This is a genomic window from Tepiditoga spiralis, from assembly GCF_014701195.1.
Taxonomy (GTDB): domain Bacteria; phylum Thermotogota; class Thermotogae; order Petrotogales; family Petrotogaceae; genus Tepiditoga; species Tepiditoga spiralis.
Window position 1 is genome coordinate 1,037,803 of record NZ_AP018712.1, and the last position, 18,511, is coordinate 1,056,313.

20 protein-coding genes are annotated in these 18,511 nt (G+C 25.5%); 15 read left to right on the top strand and 5 right to left on the bottom strand.

All coding sequences use genetic code 11. The features are described from left to right. Positions 1–12 precede the first annotated feature (12 nt). Together IGS63_RS04715 and IGS63_RS04720 are read left to right on the top strand one after the other, a co-directional pair. Positions 13–462, top strand: a complete 450-nt coding sequence (locus IGS63_RS04715; protein WP_190615849.1) for a SoxR reducing system RseC family protein — start codon at positions 13–15, stop codon at positions 460–462. A 200-nt stretch (positions 463–662) separates the two neighbouring features. Beyond that, entirely contained in the window at positions 663–1,943 is a 1,281-nt protein-coding gene (locus IGS63_RS04720; protein WP_190615850.1) for a Glu/Leu/Phe/Val family dehydrogenase, read from the top strand. Positions 1,944–1,972: 29 nt separating this feature from the next. Here IGS63_RS04720 and IGS63_RS04725 read toward each other — a convergent pair whose 3' ends face one another. Further along, a complete protein-coding gene (locus IGS63_RS04725) occupies positions 1,973–2,851 on the bottom strand; it encodes a hypothetical protein (protein WP_190615851.1) in 879 nt (292 codons plus the stop codon). 93 nt (positions 2,852–2,944) lie between these two features. Here IGS63_RS04725 and IGS63_RS04730 point away from each other — a divergent pair, with 93 nt between their 5' ends. The 8 genes from IGS63_RS04730 (at position 2,945) to IGS63_RS04765 (ending at position 12,023) form a co-directional block, all read left to right on the top strand. Continuing rightward, positions 2,945–3,931, top strand: coding sequence for an alpha/beta fold hydrolase (locus IGS63_RS04730; RefSeq protein ID WP_198423087.1), 987 nt, complete (start codon positions 2,945–2,947; stop codon positions 3,929–3,931). Continuing rightward, complete coding sequence (locus tag IGS63_RS04735) at positions 3,921–4,925, top strand: alpha/beta hydrolase (RefSeq protein ID WP_190615852.1); 1,005 nt, start codon at positions 3,921–3,923, stop codon at positions 4,923–4,925. Before IGS63_RS04730 ends, IGS63_RS04735 begins: the two co-directional genes overlap by 11 nt. Positions 4,926–4,937: 12 nt before the next feature. Next, positions 4,938–5,246, top strand: coding sequence for an STAS domain-containing protein (locus tag IGS63_RS04740; protein WP_190615853.1), 309 nt, complete (start codon positions 4,938–4,940; stop codon positions 5,244–5,246). 150 nt (positions 5,247–5,396) lie between these two features. Beyond that, positions 5,397–6,890, top strand: a complete 1,494-nt coding sequence (locus IGS63_RS04745) for a COG1470 family protein (RefSeq protein WP_190615854.1) — start codon at positions 5,397–5,399, stop codon at positions 6,888–6,890. Continuing rightward, positions 6,887–8,011: a type II secretion system protein GspD gene (locus tag IGS63_RS04750; protein WP_190615855.1), complete on the top strand. Its 1,125-nt coding sequence runs from the start codon at positions 6,887–6,889 to the stop codon at positions 8,009–8,011. Before IGS63_RS04745 ends, IGS63_RS04750 begins: the two co-directional genes overlap by 4 nt. Continuing rightward, positions 8,008–8,859 (top strand): hypothetical protein, encoded by an 852-nt coding sequence (locus IGS63_RS04755; RefSeq protein ID WP_190615856.1) that lies wholly within the window; start codon positions 8,008–8,010, stop codon positions 8,857–8,859. The genes IGS63_RS04750 and IGS63_RS04755 overlap by 4 nt, the downstream gene beginning before the upstream one ends. Positions 8,860–8,878: 19 nt before the next feature. Next, positions 8,879–9,919, top strand: coding sequence for an AfsR/SARP family transcriptional regulator (locus tag IGS63_RS04760; RefSeq protein WP_190615857.1), 1,041 nt, complete (start codon positions 8,879–8,881; stop codon positions 9,917–9,919). 121 nt (positions 9,920–10,040) lie between these two features. Then, a complete protein-coding gene (locus IGS63_RS04765; RefSeq protein WP_190615858.1) occupies positions 10,041–12,023 on the top strand; it encodes a sodium-translocating pyrophosphatase in 1,983 nt (660 codons plus the stop codon). 42 nt (positions 12,024–12,065) lie between these two features. Here the strand turns inward: IGS63_RS04765 and IGS63_RS04770 are convergent, their stop codons facing one another. Genes IGS63_RS04770 through IGS63_RS04785 form a run of 4 tightly spaced genes read right to left on the bottom strand, consistent with a single transcriptional unit; the run spans position 12,066 to position 15,071 of the window. Next, positions 12,066–12,557, bottom strand: coding sequence for a hypothetical protein (locus IGS63_RS04770; RefSeq protein WP_190615859.1), 492 nt, complete (start codon positions 12,555–12,557; stop codon positions 12,066–12,068). Further along, positions 12,554–13,966: a GGDEF domain-containing protein gene (locus tag IGS63_RS04775; RefSeq protein WP_190615860.1), complete on the bottom strand. Its 1,413-nt coding sequence runs from the start codon at positions 13,964–13,966 to the stop codon at positions 12,554–12,556. Before IGS63_RS04775 ends, IGS63_RS04770 begins: the two co-directional genes overlap by 4 nt. A 42-nt stretch (positions 13,967–14,008) precedes the next feature. Next, positions 14,009–14,602 carry a hypothetical protein gene (locus IGS63_RS04780; protein ID WP_190615861.1) on the bottom strand — a complete coding sequence of 198 codons (594 nt, stop codon included), beginning with the start codon at positions 14,600–14,602 and terminating at the stop codon, positions 14,009–14,011. Positions 14,603–14,657: 55 nt separating this feature from the next. Further along, positions 14,658–15,071, bottom strand: coding sequence for a hypothetical protein (locus tag IGS63_RS04785; protein ID WP_190615862.1), 414 nt, complete (start codon positions 15,069–15,071; stop codon positions 14,658–14,660). 196 nt (positions 15,072–15,267) lie between these two features. Here IGS63_RS04785 and IGS63_RS04790 point away from each other — a divergent pair, with 196 nt between their 5' ends. The 5 genes from IGS63_RS04790 to IGS63_RS04810 all read left to right on the top strand — a co-directional run bounded on the left by IGS63_RS04790 (position 15,268) and on the right by IGS63_RS04810 (position 18,496). Then, a complete protein-coding gene (locus tag IGS63_RS04790) occupies positions 15,268–15,936 on the top strand; it encodes a cytochrome c biogenesis CcdA family protein (protein WP_190615863.1) in 669 nt (222 codons plus the stop codon). A gap of 20 nt (positions 15,937–15,956) precedes the next feature. Further along, entirely contained in the window at positions 15,957–16,634 is a 678-nt protein-coding gene (locus IGS63_RS04795; RefSeq protein ID WP_190615864.1) for a thioredoxin family protein, read from the top strand. 160 nt (positions 16,635–16,794) lie between these two features. Then, positions 16,795–16,950, top strand: a complete 156-nt coding sequence (locus tag IGS63_RS04800; protein ID WP_190615865.1) for a hypothetical protein — start codon at positions 16,795–16,797, stop codon at positions 16,948–16,950. A gap of 8 nt (positions 16,951–16,958) precedes the next feature. Beyond that, complete coding sequence (locus IGS63_RS04805; protein WP_190615866.1) at positions 16,959–17,684, top strand: ATP-binding cassette domain-containing protein; 726 nt, start codon at positions 16,959–16,961, stop codon at positions 17,682–17,684. A 74-nt stretch (positions 17,685–17,758) separates the two neighbouring features. Then, the gene (locus IGS63_RS04810; RefSeq protein ID WP_190615867.1) at positions 17,759–18,496 is read left to right on the top strand and encodes a substrate-binding periplasmic protein; all 738 of its coding nucleotides are present in this window, start codon (positions 17,759–17,761) and stop codon (positions 18,494–18,496) included. Positions 18,497–18,511: the final 15 nt, after the last annotated feature.

Below are 18,511 nucleotides of genomic sequence, written 5' to 3' on the forward strand. Positions count from 1 at the left end.
AGAGGTGAAAAAATGAGAGAAATAATGTCTGTTATCGAAGTAAAGGATAAATATGTTTATTTATTAACTCAAAGAGCAGGTGAATGTGATAGTTGTGAACTTCATGGTGCTTGTAGTATTACAGGAGGACCAGATCTTAAAATAAGAGCAAAAAGAAATGAAAATTTAGAATTAAAAGAAGGAGATACAGTTGTTGTGGAATTGCCTAAAGTTTCTATAACAAAAATGTCTTTTGTTGTTTATGGATTACCACTTATAGTATTTTTGTCATTTACCATACTCTTTTATCTTCTTGGATTTGGAGATGTAAAATCTTTTTTATTTGGTTTAACTTCTATGGCTATTACATATACTGGAATTGCAATATATGATAGAAAAAAATTAAAAGATTCTTATTTTCCAGAAATTATAGATAAAATAAATACACCAACTACTTTTAAAGTAATTAATCCGAACGTATAGTTCGGGTTTTTTTATGAAAAAATTTTCGTGAAAAATATTTCATAGGTTGAGAATGTGAGAGAATAAACTATTTAATTTAAGTTAATCAATTATAAGTATAATTATTTTAAAAAAATCAGACTTTATTTTTTATTTTTTTAGGACTACAATAATGGTGTAACAAAAATAAATCAATCACTTTCATTTTGGGAGGTAAAGCCATGAGCTTATACGAAAATGCTGTAAGACAATTTACAAAAGCATCAAAAATTATGAACTTAGAACCAGATCTAATCGATGTACTTTCAAAACCAAAAAGAGAATTAACAGTTAACTTTCCAGTAAGGATGGATGATGGTTCAATAAAAGTTTTTACTGGTCACAGAGTACAACACAATATTGCAAGAGGACCTGCAAAAGGTGGAATTAGATATCATCAAAATGTAACTCTTGATGAAGTTAAGGCACTTGCATTTTGGATGACATGGAAATGTGCTGTTGCAGATATTCCATATGGTGGAGGAAAAGGTGGAGTAACTGTTGATCCAAGAGAACTTTCAAATGGTGAACTTGAAAGATTATCAAGAAGATTCTTTTCTGAAATACAAATAATAGTTGGTGAAAATAAAGACGTTCCAGCTCCAGATGTTAATACAAATGGTCAAATAATGGCTTGGTTTATGGATACATATTCAATGAACAAAGGTGCAACAACATTAGGAATCGTTACAGGTAAACCACTTGAAGTTGGTGGATCACTTGGTAGACCAGAAGCTACTGGTAGAGGAGTTAGAATCTGTATTGAAGAAGGTGTTGAATACTTAAGAAAAGAAGGTAAAATCAACAAAGCAAATGGTGAATTAAAGGTTGCTATTCATGGATTTGGTAACGTTGGTTCTTATACAGCAGTTTTGACAGCTGAAGAACTTGGAATGAAGGTTGTAGCTGTTTCAGACGTAACAGGTGGCCTTTATAAAGAAGAAGGATTTACAGTAGAAGAATTGAAAGATCTTGTTGAAAAAACAACAGAAAGAAAAACAGGTTTAGCAGAAATTAATCCTGGATTTAAAACAATAACTAATGATGAAATATTTACTTTAGATGTAGATGTTTTAGTTCCTGGAGCAATTGAAAATGTTATAACAGAAAAGAATGCAAATGAAGTTAAAGCAACATTAATTGTTGAAGCAGCAAATGGTCCTATAACTCCAGAAGCTGATGAAATTCTTCAAAAGAAAGGTATCTTTATTGTTCCAGATTTCTTAGCAAATTCTGGTGGAGTTACAGTTTCTTACTTTGAATGGGTACAAGGATTACAATCATTCTTCTGGTCACTCGAAGATGTAAGAGACGCATTAAACAAAAAAATGAGAAATGCATTCCACAGTGTAATTGATACAATGAAAAAATATGACTTAGATATCGATATGAGATCAGCAGCTTATATAGTTGCAATTGAAAGAGTAGCAACAGCTACAAGATTAAGAGGTATCTATCCATAACAATAATTAACGGGCCCTTAGGCCCGTTTTTATATTTTAATTTCAATTGGAATTCCACCAAATTTTCCATTTTTCCATTTTATATATTTACCTTTTAAATCCGTTCTTTTGTATTTTCCAAAACTTTTTTTAAGTTTAAAAGTTTTATTGAAGTTCATATTTTTTAAGTTAAAATCAATTAATTTTGTATCTAAAATATGATAATCTTTTTTTGAAACACCATAAGCGTCTAAAGATAAAAAATTAGCAAGTTTTAATGATGTGTTTAAAAATTCTTCTTTTATTATTTCGAAATCAAACCCAAAAGTATCAATACCCAAAATTTGAAAATCATATTTTTTCTTGTATTCTTGTAACTTTATTATTCTTTCAAAAATCATTTCTTCTGTTTGATATAAAGTAACTTCACCATTTGCATAAAATGAAAAAGATTCTAATAAATAATAATCACTTTTCCAAGTAGACGTTTTTAAATTTTTAAATACATCATCTGGATTCCAAACATTCATTATTACTGATAACTTATTTTCATGAACTAAATCTATTATTTGTTTTCTTCTATCATCATCATTTCCATAATCATTTCCAAATTCATCTAAAAATATTCCATAAACTCCCATTTCTTTCCAAAGATTTATTAACTTATTTATTTCTTTTAAAGTCCAATGAGAATCAAAATCTCTATTCCCACATGCAATATATCCAAAACTTTCATTTTTTAAATTTTTAATAATTGTTTTAGATTTTTCATGATCTTCATGTGATTCAAATTCAATACTTTTAAAAGATCTTTTTGATCCTGGAAATACTATTAAATCATAATTTTTAAAAGAATTTATAGCTTTATTAATATCATAATATTCATTGATACAAGAAGGGTATCCATAGTATATTAATGCTTTTTTCATAAAAATAATCTCCTTCCTATTATTTTAATACTATACTTTTACCTTGATAGCATTGTATAATATAATTATAACACTATTTTAAAGGAGTAAAAAATGAAAAAATATAATAAACTCATGGCATTTTTTATAAAATCAAGACATATATTTAGAGAAATAATAGTCTTTGTTTTATTTATTTTAAGTATTTTTAATGGATGGATAGTAATTTTTTATAGTTTTATAATATTTAGTTTTATATATATTATAAATATTCTAAAAAGAAAATTACCACTTGATGTTGAATATAAAGGAGAAAAAAAAACATATACTTATAAAGAAAACTTAAAATTAGATATATGGTATCCAGAAAATATTAATGAAATACATCCTGTAATTTTGTTTTCTCATGGTGGAGGATGGATTTCGGGATTTAGAAATCAACCCAATAATGTTTCTTGGTGTAAATATCTTGCATCAAATGGTTTTGCAGTTGTTTCAATAGATTATAGATTTGGTTTTAAAAACTCTATGAAAGAAATATTAAAAGATTATACGGACTCTTTAGAATTTTTAAAAACTAATGCTAATAAACTTAAATTAGATAAAAGAAATATAGTTTTAATGGGTCTTTCTGCAGGAGGACATCTTGCTATGCTATATGCTGCACATAATTCTTATATAAAAGATAAAGAAAAAATGGCAGGTATTAAAGGTGTTGTTTCTTATTATACTCCAGCAGATTTAAATGATTTATTTGAAAAAAATGTTAAATCTTTATTTTCAAAATTTGCAGTAACGACTACATTAAAAGGTTCTCCTCAAAAGATAAAAGGAGAATATATATATTATTCACCAATATCATGGATAAATTGTAATATGGTACCTGTTTTGCTTGTACATGGAAAAGAAGATGATGTAGTTCCATTTGAAAGTATGTTGAAAGTTGTAAAAAAATTAAAAGAAAAAAATATAAAACATGAAGTTTTAGTACATAAAAATGGGGGTCATACATTTGAATTTTATATGAATGACTATCATACAGTTAAAATAGTAAAAAAAACTGTAGCATTTATAAGGGCGTGTTTTAAAGATGAAAATTGATTTTAATTATGAAAAACAAAAAATAAAATATATATCTGGATATATATTTAAAGGAAGACATTATAGATGTGATTATATAAGATTTCCAACATTGTATAGAAATCCTGCAATTGGTACGGAAACAGTAGAAATTTATAATTATAAACCAAAAGAAAAAAGTTCAGCATCTGTTTTAATACTTCATGGGCTTGGAAGTGCCAATATAAAATTTTTATTATGGATGGGAAGTCATTTGGCTTCTGTAGATATAAATGCTACAATATTAATACTCCCTGGAAATTATACAAGAGTAGATAATAAATCTGTTAGTGGGAGAAATTATCTTTGGCCACAAATGAATGTTATGAAGCAATTTTGGGAAAACTCAGTGGTTGATGTTATGTCTACCATAGATTTTCTTGAACAAGAAAATCTATGGAAAAAGGATAATAATTGTGTATTGGGTTATTGCCTTGGAGGTATGGTTTCTACAATAACTTCAGCATTTGATAAAAGAATAAAAGATTTAATTTTAATGACTGTAGGTGGACACTTACCAAGTATAATGTATGATTCACCAGCTACTAAATTTATAAGAAGATTAATAAAAAAGGGGTTTAAATCAGATTATAATTTGAGTGAACCGGAAAAAATGTTTGATATATACGAAAAACAATTTCAAATAGTAAAATATATGACAGCTAATGAAATAATAACTTCAAACGAGATACATCCACTATTTAAGATAGATCCATTATCTTATGCACATTTATTAGATGCAAATAGAGTTACTTTTATAGAAGCAATATTTGATAGAACATTATCAAGGAAAAGTAGAAAAAAATTATTAAAAGAATTTAAAAAGAGTAATCATTATTTAATTCCAATTGGACATGTTTCGTGGCTTCCATTTCAATATATGTTAGCTCAATACATAATGAATAAATTAAATATAAAAGATTTAAAATTAAAAGCAAGACTTCTTGAAAAACAAAAAATAGACGAAGAATTTTAAGGTGGTGAAGTTATGGATTTTAACTTTAATGAAGTTAATGGAAGAGTTCAAGTGAAAATTATTGGAGATATGGATGTAATGGGCGCTACAATGAATAAAAATCTTTTTTTTGAAAAATTAAAGCAATATGAAGGAAAAGAATTTGATATTGATATGTCTAAAGTAAATTACATAGATAGTACTGGTATAGGCTTTTTAATTTCTGTTTATAGAGAAGCTAAAAAACTTAAATCTACATTAATATTTTCTAATTTTAATGAAAATGTATTTAAAGTTTTGAAAATGACTAATTTAGATAAAGCATTACCAATAAAATATTGAAATATATTTAAATAAAAAAAATAATTGCTAAAAGCAATTATTTTTTTTATTTTTTTAATTAATCGCATGATTAATTAATTTTTTTAATCTTTTTTTAACATAATTAGAGTATAATTTTTCATGATAAAAAAACTTTAGGAGGGAATATCTTTGAAAAAACTATTAATTTTTTTATTTTTGACAGTATCTTTTTTATCTTTTTCAGTTGGAATAAGACCTATGTTATTTGAAGTTAATGCAAAACCAGGAGATACAATTAATGAAGAGATATTTTTAGATCCAGAAATGATCGATAAAAATGTAAATGTTGAATTATATCAATTTATTCAAAATGAAAATGGAGAATTTTCTTTTTTAAAAGCGGATAAAGATGTTTTTCCAGAAATTAATTGGATAAACTATGAAAATAAAATTTTAGTACCAGCTGGGAAAAATACAATATCTAATGTGAAAATAAAGGTACCTTTAAATGCAAAACCAGGAACTTATAACTTTATATTAATGATGACACCAGAAACGGTTAAAGCTAAAACTGGTATATCAATAGTTATGAGGTATGCAGTTAGAATTTCATTGAATGTTAGTGGTATTAGTAGAAAAAAAGTGGAATTAAAAAATATAAATATAATTCCAGATCAAGATAAAAAACCAACTATAGTAGCAACTGTATTGAATTCATCTGACTTTGATTTAAAAACATCTGTTAATGCAATAATAAGAAATATAAAAGGTAAAATTATAGAAAAAATACCTTTAAAAACAGCTTATATGATGAAAAATTCTAAAAATGAACAAAAAATATTATCTAAAAATGAAGTTCAGTTTTATGGAACTTCAAAGTATTTGGTTTCTGCCGGTGAGTATAGAGTAGATGTTTTTTTAAACTATGATGATAATCAAAAAATTTATACTTCGAAAATAAAAATACCTAAAAATGTATTTTCTTTTGCATCTGGAAAAGAACTTGCATTAAAATTAAATCCAAATTTTTTATCTTATAAACTGTATCCGGGAGCAGCAAAAACTTCAGCAATAAGATTAGAAAATTTTAGTGACTTTAATACAAAGGTAAAAGTTGGGGGAGCAGAATTTCCTATTTCAAAGGATAAATCAATGTTAAAATGGATAAGTTTAAAAACAAAAAATCCAATTATATTAAATGCTGGAAGACATACCAATTTAATAACAACTATTAGAGTTCCAAAAAATGTAGAAGACGGAGCTTATTATGGAAAATTATTGTTGAATTCATATACTAAGGACTCAACATTCTTAACTCAAGAAATAGTAAATTGTGAAGTTTTAATAGGAAATACAACTACAAATGCTACGGTTTTGAATTATAATTATAAGGAAATGAATGATTCTGGATCTTTTTCCATTAAAATAAAGAATACTGGAGATAGATATATATTACCAAAAGCAACTTTGAATATTTCTAATGAAAAAAGAGAATCTATAGGAAATTTTGGTTTATCTTCAACAAGTGAAAGTAGATGGTTAATGAATGGAGAATCGACAATATTGTTTGGAGATACAGTTAAACTTGAAAAGGGAAAGTATTATTTTTCTATAAATATTTATAATAGTGATGAAATTTTGACAAAGTATTCTGGAATATTGGATATAGGTGAAAAACAATGAAAAAAATACTGAGTTTACTTGTATTAATTGTAGGTACAATTATATTTTCAGAGCCATTAATAACCGCTACTTTTTATAATTCGCAATTAACTGAAGCTTTGAATGAAGTTGCAATGCAAGCAGAAGTTACTATTTTAACAGATGAATATGTAAATGGAATTATTAGTGCTGATTTTACAGATACACCTGTTGCATCTGTTTTAACAACTCTGTTAATGCCTGGTGGATTTTCTTTTAAAAAAATAAACGATAAAACTTATTTTGTTGGACTTGCTGATCCTAGAAGTAAAACTTTTTCTTATTTAGCAGAAAAAAAATTTATAAAATTAAATTATATATCTCCAGAAGACTTTATAAAGTTAGTACCAGATTCGTTTTTAAGTTATATAAAAATAAATTATATAGATAATGGTTTGATCTTTTATGCTCCAGAAGAAAAAATAAAGTATTTAACAGAAATAATAAAAGAAGTAGACAAACCACAAACTGATATAAAATTGAATATCTATGTTTTAGAAGTGGATAAACAATATTCAAGTTTATTATCTGGAAATTTAAGTACAATTAATCAAAATTTAGGTGATTCCTTTTCTTATACTAATCAAACAGTATCTTTTTCTGTAAATAACTTATTTCAAGCACAATTAAAAATGTTCGAAAGTGAAAATTTAGCAAATTTAGTATCAAATCAAAGCGTTTACATAAAACCAGGAAAAACTTTGAATATAAACATTCTAAATAATAAAAATATAGTAATGAATATTGATGGAAAAGATTCAATAAAAACTGTTAACAATGGAATATCAATTTCAATACTTCCAACGTATTATAATAAAAAAATAGATTTAGAAATAAGTTCTGAAATTTCAAAACTTTTAGGAGTATCAGGAAATAGTTATGATACAACAAAATCAATTTTACAAACTAAAGTTTCGTTGAATCCAAATGAAATGATTATGATAGCAAATCTTGATATGAATCAATTTTCAGATACAAAAAGTGGATTTCCTTTATTAAGAGAAATACCAATATTAAGATTTTTATTTTCAAATAACTTAAATAGTGAAGGGAATAAAAGATTGATGATATTTGTAAATGCTGTTGGGGGTGAAATTAAATGAAAAAACTTTTTATTTTGATATTTTTAAGTATTATTTCACTTCAAGTATTTGCAAATATATATTCTTATTCAATTTTTATAAAGAGAGAAAATAAAGAAATAACATTATTCAATATATCGGTAATTGAAGGCTATACATTTAAGTACAGCACAAATGGAATAATAGAGTCAGACTTTGAAATAACTCCAGTTAATACAACGAAAAAAGTTGTAACGAGTAAAATAAAAATTAATTCAAAAACTTTTTTGTTTGAAAATACAGTTAACTCTAAATTAGGAGAAAAAAAATATTTATTAAAAGCAAAAGACTTAAATAATGAAAAATTTGAAATATACCTCATTGTAAATGGAATAAAAAATATAAATTTTGAAACAAAAAAAGAAAAAAACTTCAATTCAATAAAGTATAAAAGTATAAATAATGAAGTTGTATTTAGTACAAAGTTAGGAAAGTTATATTTAAATTATTCTACTTTAAAAACAATAAGTATTGGATTTTATTATAAAAATTCATTATTAAAAATAAGTTCAAATGGCACAGAAATTAAAGCTTCAATAGTAGATAATACAAACATTGATAACTTAAAATTAAATGCAGAATTTTATCCTATAATCTATAAAGATAAAAAAATAATGTTTGCACCAGAATTTAATTCAAAAATAAATTATTTAATATATGATTTTCTTGGAATAGAAACAAATATAAGTATGGTTGATTATAATTTTACTTTTAGTAGTGGACTATTTTTAAACTTTAATTTTAATGATATTAAAGTAAGTTCGGATTTGTTTTACAATATTTTAGAAAACAAGTATTCTTTTGAAGCTAAACTTGAATATATTTATTAACGTCATGGGGGGCATTGAAGTGATTTATGCTAATTTATTTGGTGTTTTTACTATAAAAAAAAATGAAAAATTAATAAAAAATTTTGGGTCCAGAAAAGCACAAGAATTGTTAAAATACTTGATATTAAATAAAAATAAAAAAATATCTACCTTTGATATTTACAATATATTTTGGGAAAATTTTGATGAAGATTCTGCTAAAGCAAACTTAAATTCAACCTTATATCTTATAAGAAAAAAACTTGGAATAACTAAAGAAGAATTGTATACTCATTATAATTATTGTACTTTTTCTCCAAAAAGTTTTAATACGGATATGAATGATATGTTGATGTTCTATGAAAAAGCACAAGGTGAAGAAGATGTAGAAATGAAAATTGAATTGTTAAAAAAAGCTGTTAATTTATATAAAGATGAACTGTTGAGTGAGAATATATATGATATGTGGGTTGAATACAAAAGGCAGTATATAAAAAAAATTTATGTAGATATATTATCAGAATTAGCAGATTTATTTGAAGAAAAAAATGATTTAACAAGGGCTTTAAAATATTTGCAAAAAGGGTTTGAATATGATAAAAACAGAGATGATATCTGGTTAAAACAAATAGCATTAAATATTAAAGCAGAAAATTATATAGCTTCTCAAAAACTTTATAATGATTATAAAGAACTCTTTGGAAATTCAGAATTGAGTTTTATAGGAAATATAAAAGATATGTATACAAATAAAAAAGAAAATAATGTACAGGTTTTACAAGGAGCAACAATTTTATGTGAAGAAGATTTTGAATTGTTGATTGCTCTCGAAAAAAATAAAAGAGAAAAAGATTTTTTTGTATTAGAATTATCTTTTAATAAAAGGAGTTCATTTGATAATTCACTAAATATATTAACTAAAAAAATAAGAAAAGTAGATGTCATAATGACTAAAAAAGATAAAATATATATAATGTTTAGAGAAATAAAAAACAAAGAATTAGCTAAAGATAGCATAAAAGAAAAAATAAAAAGTTTTTTAAAGAATGAAAATTATCAATTAATTGAAGTAGAAGATTAATAAATATAAAAAAGTAGCTTAGCTACTTTTTTATATTTATATGGAGATACTTTTATTTGAATTTTATTATAATATATGATAAAATATAGAAATAGTATAAAAATAAAAGAGGAGGTCGATTATGGGAATTGTTTATCAGTTGTCTGGAGTTATTGCCGGTGTTATAGGTATGATATTTACTGTGTTTTTGACTTTTAAAGTTTTAGAAAAAGAACCAGGAAATGAAAAAATGATTGAAATATCAAAAGCAATACAGGTCGGGGCAAAAGCATTTTTAATTTCAGAGTACAAGATACTTTATATGATAGTTGGATTATTTGCGCTATTTCTTGGTATTGCTAACTCTTGGGGAATGGCTATAGCATTTGTTTTTGGTGCAACTATGTCAGTTTTGGCAGGATTTTTTGGTATGACAATTGCAACAAGAGCAAATACTAGAACCACACATGCTGCTATTTCTTCACTCGGAAGTGCTTTAAAAGTAGCATTTAATGGTGGAGCTGTTATGGGAATGACAGTTTCTTCACTTGGAGTTTTTGGACTTGGATTAGTTTTTTTTATTTCTGGTGAAGATACATTAATTATGAGTGGTTATGCAATGGGTGCTTCATTTGTTGCACTTTTTGCAAGAGTTGGTGGAGGTATTTTTACAAAAGCTGCTGATGTTGGAGCAGATTTAGTTGGAAAAACAGAAGCAGGTATTCCAGAAGATGATCCAAGAAATCCTGCCGTAATTGCTGATAATGTTGGAGATAACGTTGGAGACGTTGCAGGTATGGGTGCAGATTTATTTGAATCTTATGTAGGTTCTATTTTTTCAGCATCAGCTTTAGGAGCATTGGCTTTTTCTGTTAAAGGAGCTATATTTCCATTTTTAGTTGTATCATTTGGGCTTATATCAGCAATAATTGGAATAATAATAGTTAATTTAACGGTTAAATCAAAAGAAGGTATTGATCCATCTAAGATGCTTCATTTTGGAACTTATATTGCAAATATAATAGAATTAATAAGTGTTTTTATACTTTCAAAGTACATTTTTGGTGATTTTAATAGTGGTGTAGTCATACTGCTTGGAATGATAGTTGGAATTCTAATAGGAAGCATAACAGAATATTATACTGCAAAAAATCCTATAAAAAAATTAGCACATACAGCAACATCTGGAGCTGCACCAATTTTAATAAATGGAATGGCAATTGGTATGGAATCAACTGCTATACCAGTTTTATTAATTGCTGCTGCTACTATTGTGTCTTATAAATTAATGGGCCTTTTTGGTATAGCACTTTCTGGAGTTGGAATGTTATCTACACTTGGAATAACTCTTGCAATAGATGCTTATGGACCAATTGCAGATAATGCTGGTGGAATTGCAGAAATGGCTCACTTAGATCCAGAAGTTAGAGAAAGAACTGATTTACTTGATTCAGTTGGTAACACAACAGCTGCAATAGGTAAAGGATTTGCAATTGGATCAGCGGCTTTAACAGCTCTTGCTCTTTTTGCTTCTTATATAAATGTAACTGGAATAAAATCAGTTAATTTAACTGATTCAACTGTATTCATAGGAGCTTTAATAGGGGCAATGCTTCCATTCTTATTTTCTGCTTTTGCAATGCAAGCTGTTGGAGATTCAGCAGATATAATGGTTCAAGAAGTTAGAAGACAATTTAAAGAAATTCCAGGTTTAATGGAAGGAAAGAATAAGCCAGATTATGAAAAGTGTGTTTCTATTGCAACTAAAGGTGCGTTGAAAAAGATGATACTTCCATCATTACTTGCTGTTTTATCTCCAATATTAATTTACTTTGTGTTAGGGAAAACAGCAGTGGCAGGAGTATTAGCGGGAACTACAGTAGCAGGAGTTATGCTTGCTATATTTATGTCTAATTCTGGTGGTGCTTGGGATAATGCAAAAAAATATATAGAAGCAAATAATTTTGGTGGAAAAGGATCTATGGCTCATAAAGCATCTGTTATAGGAGATACTGTTGGAGATCCTTTTAAAGATACAGCAGGGCCAGCTATAAACATTTTAATAAAATTAATGTCAATAGTATCAATTGTAATAATACCAATATTAATAAAGTTTTTTGAATAAAAAATGAGAATCACATTGTGATTCTCATTTTTTATTTTTAAGTTAATCAGCAGTTACAGTTAAAGTTACTGTTCCTGCAGCATAAGCTTCTGATGAAGCTTCTACATATGTCCAAACATCACTTTTACCAGATAATGTTTCAGCATCAGTTTCCATTTTTGAATAATCAACAGCAAATGTTACTGTATGATTATTAACTCCAGCATTTCCTGTATTGTTATCAAGAGTTATTGTATAATAATCAGTAATATTTATTTCAGATGGAGGAGTAGCACCAGCTGGTAAGTTATATTCTGCTGTGATTGAATAATTGTAATTTGATTTAACTGTAAAATCAACAGAATCACTTGATACATCACTTGTATGTTCAGGATCATAAGTTAAATCAAAAGAGGCATCTGTTGGAAGTTCAAGAACAACATGTTTTAAAACAGTAACATTAACTGGGATGTTGCTTGATACAGTTGTTTGATTTGCAAAACTAATAACAATTAATAAAGATAAAACAAGTACTAAACCAATAAACTTTTTCATGAAAATTCCCTCCTTTTTGTGGTTTTTTTATTTAAATACATGTTTTTATCAGCTTCTTCAAAGTATTCTTCTAATGTATCCTTTGTTCCATTTATTTTAGAACATCCATAAGAAAATTCAATAACTCCTTTTAGCTTTTTATTAATTCTATTTATATACTTTATTTCTTTTCCAGAGTATTGACCAAACATTAAAATTCCAAATTCATCTCCTCCAAGTCTACAAATAATGTCATTATTTCTAAAACTTGAAATAAGTGCTTCTGAAAATTTTTTTAAAATAATATCGCCAAAAATATGCCCATTTTTATCATTGAAATTTTTAAAATCATTTATATCAATTATCATTAATAAAGCATCTTTTTTATTTGAAATTACGTTTTGTACTTCTTTAAATAATTTTTCTTTTCTATAAAGAGTTGTCAATGCATCTCTCTTTACCTTGAAATTTATATTTAAAGTATTTTCTATTTCTTTTAATATTGTAGAATTTGTTTTTATGATGGAATCAAATTCAAAGTAAACTTTATAATTTTCATTTAATTCAATTAAATATTTTATTTTAGATGAAAAAGATGATTTTGTAGAGTAAAAGAATATCTTTTTATTAAAGTTATATACAGTAATACTTACATTAGAATCAAATATTTTTTTCAATTCATTTGAATAATTAATTAATAAATCAGATTCTTCAAATTTAAAATTATTATTTGTAGTTACATTGGACTTTAAGTAATCAAATATTTTTTGAGGATATATATCCACTATATACTTTTTGTTTTTATAAGATGAAATACGTATTTTATAATAATAATCATAATTAAAATAATCAAATTCTTTTTTGTCTAATTGATTTTCAAAATTGAATATATTTTTATTAATACCAATTAAATCAAAAATTTTTGAATTTATTAGTTTTTTTCCAAAATGAGTAAGAGCTTGTAAGTTGTAGTTTATTATATTTTTCTTTTCGTCTAAAACTATAATTATATTTTCTATATTGTCTAAAATAAATTGAGAAAAGTTTAATGTTTCTTTGTAGTTTTTATTTAAATTGACTCTTTTTAATGATAAGTAAAAAATATCAGAAAAAACTTTTAAAAAAGAATAATCGACAAAGTCTCCAGTATCTAAATATCCATAAAACTCATTTGAATTTCCTATTTTTATTTCAGTTTCATTGTTAGTAAGTTTAAAGTTTGTTCCAAGATTTGTATTTATAAAAAATAATGTTTTTTTTATATATTTTTCAATATTTGTTTCTTCATAACTATTATTAATGACAAAAAATAAAATAGAAACATAATAATCTTTTATACCAGAATTATAGTATTTAAGAAAAAAGGTATTAATTTGTTTTTGTATTTCAGAACTGATTATATTGTACATTACAGAAACTTCTCTTTTCATTAACATCAACCTCGGTAAAAAACGGGCTTATGCCCGTTTTAATTAATTTACTGCATTAACAATTACTTCTATATGACCTATAGTTACTGTCCCAGCTTTTATTTTGTACCAATTATCATCTGTGAATTTTAAGTTCATACTGTATTGAATATTAAATCCAGATGTTCCATCATAATCATGAGTTATAGTTGTATATACTTTTGGATCTTCATTAGCGCTTATAGCAAGTGGATAAGAACCAACTTCATCTGAATCTTCTATAACAGATATACCACCTGTTATTGTTTCTGGATTTACTACTCCAGTTGCAGGATTATAAAAACTTGGATCCATAGCTTCTGGATTAACAACAAATGATGATTTTATTTCAATATTTGTGTTTGTTTTTATTTCAGCATTAACACCAGTTGCATAGTACCTTACAGCTCTCAATGAAGGATCAATTTCATTTACCTTTTCATTTACACCATTTATTTTTTTCCATGAGTCGAGAAGTTGATCTGATGGATTGAAAGACATTGTGACATGAGGTAAGACAGTAACATTAACATTAATACTTCCATTATCTTCAGGTTTATTTGCAAAGGATATAGTTAATAAACTCAAAATTAGAATAATGAATAGTAATTTTTTCATTTACTCACCTTCTTTTAAAAATGGGGCTTTAAAAGCCCCGATTTTTTATTTTTGATTATTGTTGAGAAACTGTGTATACTATTGTACCAGTATAATCAGCAGCATTATCTAACCAGAAATTATCACCATTATTAGCAAATGTTACTGAATAATCCCATGTGTCATTACCTGTTTGATTAGCATAAACATTCTCATCAACAAGAGCTAATTTTTCATTGCTGTCACTATTAAAATCAATATCAACCTTATAAGCGAAATTAGCTTTAACTTCTAAAGAAAATGATGTGTCTCCTAAAGTTTTATTTTCTGGATCGTAATTTACATTAATAGCTTCTACTGAAGGAGTTACAACAACGTGTGGTAAAACAGTAACCTTAACAGGGATATTTCCAGTTGCAGTTGATTGTGCAGCAAATCCCATAGCAACAACCATAACTAAAGCAAGTACTAAAACGATAAGTTTTTTCATAAAATCTACCTCCCAATTTTTTTTTGGCTTTTGCCAAATTTGATTTTACAAGTATATTTTACACATTGAAAATAAAAAAATACTAAAATTTTACTCAAAAAACAATCAAAAAATACTCAAAGTTTGCTAAAAATTTTTAAATTGAGTAATATTAATATGATATAATACTATATATAGGTATAAGGAGGGAGATTATTTGAACTTATTACAACCATCTATTGGATATATAACTGCACTTGGTGGTGGAATTCTTTCTTTTTTTAGTCCGTGTGTTTTACCATTAATACCAATTATTTTTGCTATTTTGATTCCTGATATTAATAAAACCTCTATTGTAATAAAAAGGGGAATAGGATTTTTTTTGGGGCTTTCGATTTTTTTTACTATACTTGGGGTTATTTCAGGAAGTATAGGCTTTTTGTTTTATTCTTATAAATGGGTTTTAAATATAATAGCTGGAAGTATAACGATATTTTTTGGAATTGTGTTTTTATTGGATAAGCAAGTATTTAAAGGAAGTAAGGTGAATTTAAATAAATTTAAAGACTCATCATTTATATCTTCTTTTTTTATGGGATTTGCTGTATCTATTGTTTGGATTCCGTGTTCTGGACCAATTTTAGGAGGAATTTTAAGTATGGCTGCTACTAATACCAATATTATTAAAGCAGCAGTATTATTGTTTGTTTATTCTCTTGGAATATCAATTCCCTTTTTGTTTTTTAGTGGAGTTATAAGTAAAATAGTTTCAAAGGTGAGTTTGGGAGAACCTAAATGGCAAAGATATTTGAAGTATATTGGTGGCATTTTATTGATTTTAATAGGAGTTTTTATTTTATTTGGATTGTTCAATAAAATTTTTTAAAATTTTAGGAGGAAAGATAAATGAAAAAATTATTAAATTTTAAATTTTCAATTTTTGTTATGCTAATTATTTCTATTAGTATTTTTTCTGTTCCATTAAACAATTTTGTTTTAAGAAACTTCAATGATGCATTTACAGTTTCCAAAATAACAGGAAAGAAAGTCATTATAATGTTTTCTTCAGAAGAATGTTATTATTGTAAGAAGTTTGAAGAAGAAATATTAACCAATAAAGATGTTCAAAAATGGTTGAGAACAGAATTTGTATTTGCAGAAATAACTGCTAAAAATGATGGAACGGCTGATTTTAGAAATAAAAAGTATACATATCCACAACTTTTTGGAGCATTTGGAGTTAGAGGAACTCCAACCTTTGTTTTTTTTGAGGATGAAGATAATTTTTTGGGTTCTATACCAGGATATGTTGAAGCTAATACATTTGAAAATTTGTTGAAATATCTTTTGTTTAAAGATAATACAAAGGTTCAATTTCAAGACTTCATAAAAAAAGATTATGGAATAAATATAAGAAAAAGAAGTTTAAATTTAAATAAGAAAGATATAGAAACTTTATTAAAAATAGATCCAAATACTAAAATATATAATAAATCTTATGATGATTATACAAATGTTGTTGTAGACAATGAAAATAATAATTATAAAAATTTTATTATTATAAAAGAAAAAAGTAAAAAATAAATAATATTTTAAAATGTTATCTTGTATTAAGATAACATTTTTTTATATAAAAAAATAACACTTTTCTTATTTATTTTATAAACTAATTGTAATAATATATACTGATTTTGTATAAAAAGAAATGTATCATTATTATATACAATAAGAGAGGTGGTTCAAAATGAAAGACATATTTAGTTTTTCTAATCCAAAACTTTCTTCGCAATACGAATTTATAAAAATTATAAAACATAGTAATGATTATAAAGAAGTAAAAGAAATAGCTAAGTTAAGACGCGGTAATGTAAAAGAAAATACAAGTAATAAAGTAAAGTAGTTGATGTTATGTTAGAAAATGTAATAACTATGTCTAATTTTAATCTTTTTATAAATGAAGAAAAAATTTTAAATGATATAAATCTTGAAATTTTTTCTGGTGAAACTATTTTATTATATGGACCTAGAAATTCTGGTAAATCAGCATTATTGAGGTCTTTTGTTCATTTGAACGAAGAATTATTTAATAAAGTTGTAGGTGTTGGAGAGATAAGATTTGAGGATAAAGATGTAAGAACAATAGATAAAAAGTTGCTACGTTCTTTGATAATTTATTCAGATACTTCATTTGTTGAAAATCTTAATTTTTTAACTTTACATGAAATATTACAACTTTCAATAGGCTTGAAAATAAATGAAATAACAACTGAACATTTTGATATGCTTGAAAAGTTGAATATTGCACATTATTTTTCTGATTTAGATATGCTAAAAAAGTATGATAATCTTTCAAGTTGGTCAATGGCTGAAAAAATTTCTTTAATTACATTTATTTCTCTTGCAAGGAATCCAAGTGTTTTTATGTTTGATTGTATTTTAGATCATCTTGATGATTTTGTTTTAAAAGATGTTAAAAATCTTTTATTAAAAATAAAGGAAGAAAGAACTTTAATAATTTCTACACGTAACTTTTCATTGTTTTCTGATATATGTGATAAGGTTATCCTTTTAGATAAAGGAAGTATAAAGTTTCATGGTTCAAAAGATAATTTTATGATTAATTTTCCCGAATGAATATTCGGGATTTTTATTTTATATTTATATATGTTATAATTATATTGATATTATATTAAAAGGGAGGTGTTTTTATGAAAAAGGTATTGTTTCTTATTTTAGGATTATTGATTTTTGTTTCAATGTTTTCAAGGACAGTTACTTTTGCAGCTATAGATTGGCCACCTTTTACTGGTCCAACATTGGATAATTATGGATTTCATTCAGAAATTTCAATTGCTGCAATGAAAAAAATGGGATATGAGGTAAAAATAGAGTTTGTTCCATGGCAAAGAGCTTTAAATATGGTTCGTTCTGGAAAATATGATGGATTATTTACAATATACTATTCAGATGAAAGAGCACAGTATTATGCCTTTACAGATGTGGTTTCTACTTCAAACTTAGTTTTTTTTAAGAAAAAGGGAAAAGATATACCAAACAACTATAAAACATTTGAAGACCTAAAAAAATATACGTTTGGTGTTGTAAGAGGTTATAAAAACACTGATGAATTTGATAAAGCAGATTATTTAATGAAAGAAAATGCCAATAATTCTGAAGAAAACTTAAAAAAATTAATTTTTGGAAGAATAGATATTCTTGTTGATTCTAAAGAAACAATATTAGACCTTTTAAATAAAAAATATCAAGATTTTGTTGGAACATTAGATATAATAAATCCACCATTACAGACATTTAATGTATATAATGCATTTTCAAAGGCTATTCCAGACTATAAAAAGTTAGTTGAAGATTTTAATAAAGGACTTCAAATGATTAAAAAAGATGGAACTTATGATAAAATTTTAAAAAAACATGGTATGAAATAAAAATAATCCGGCTTA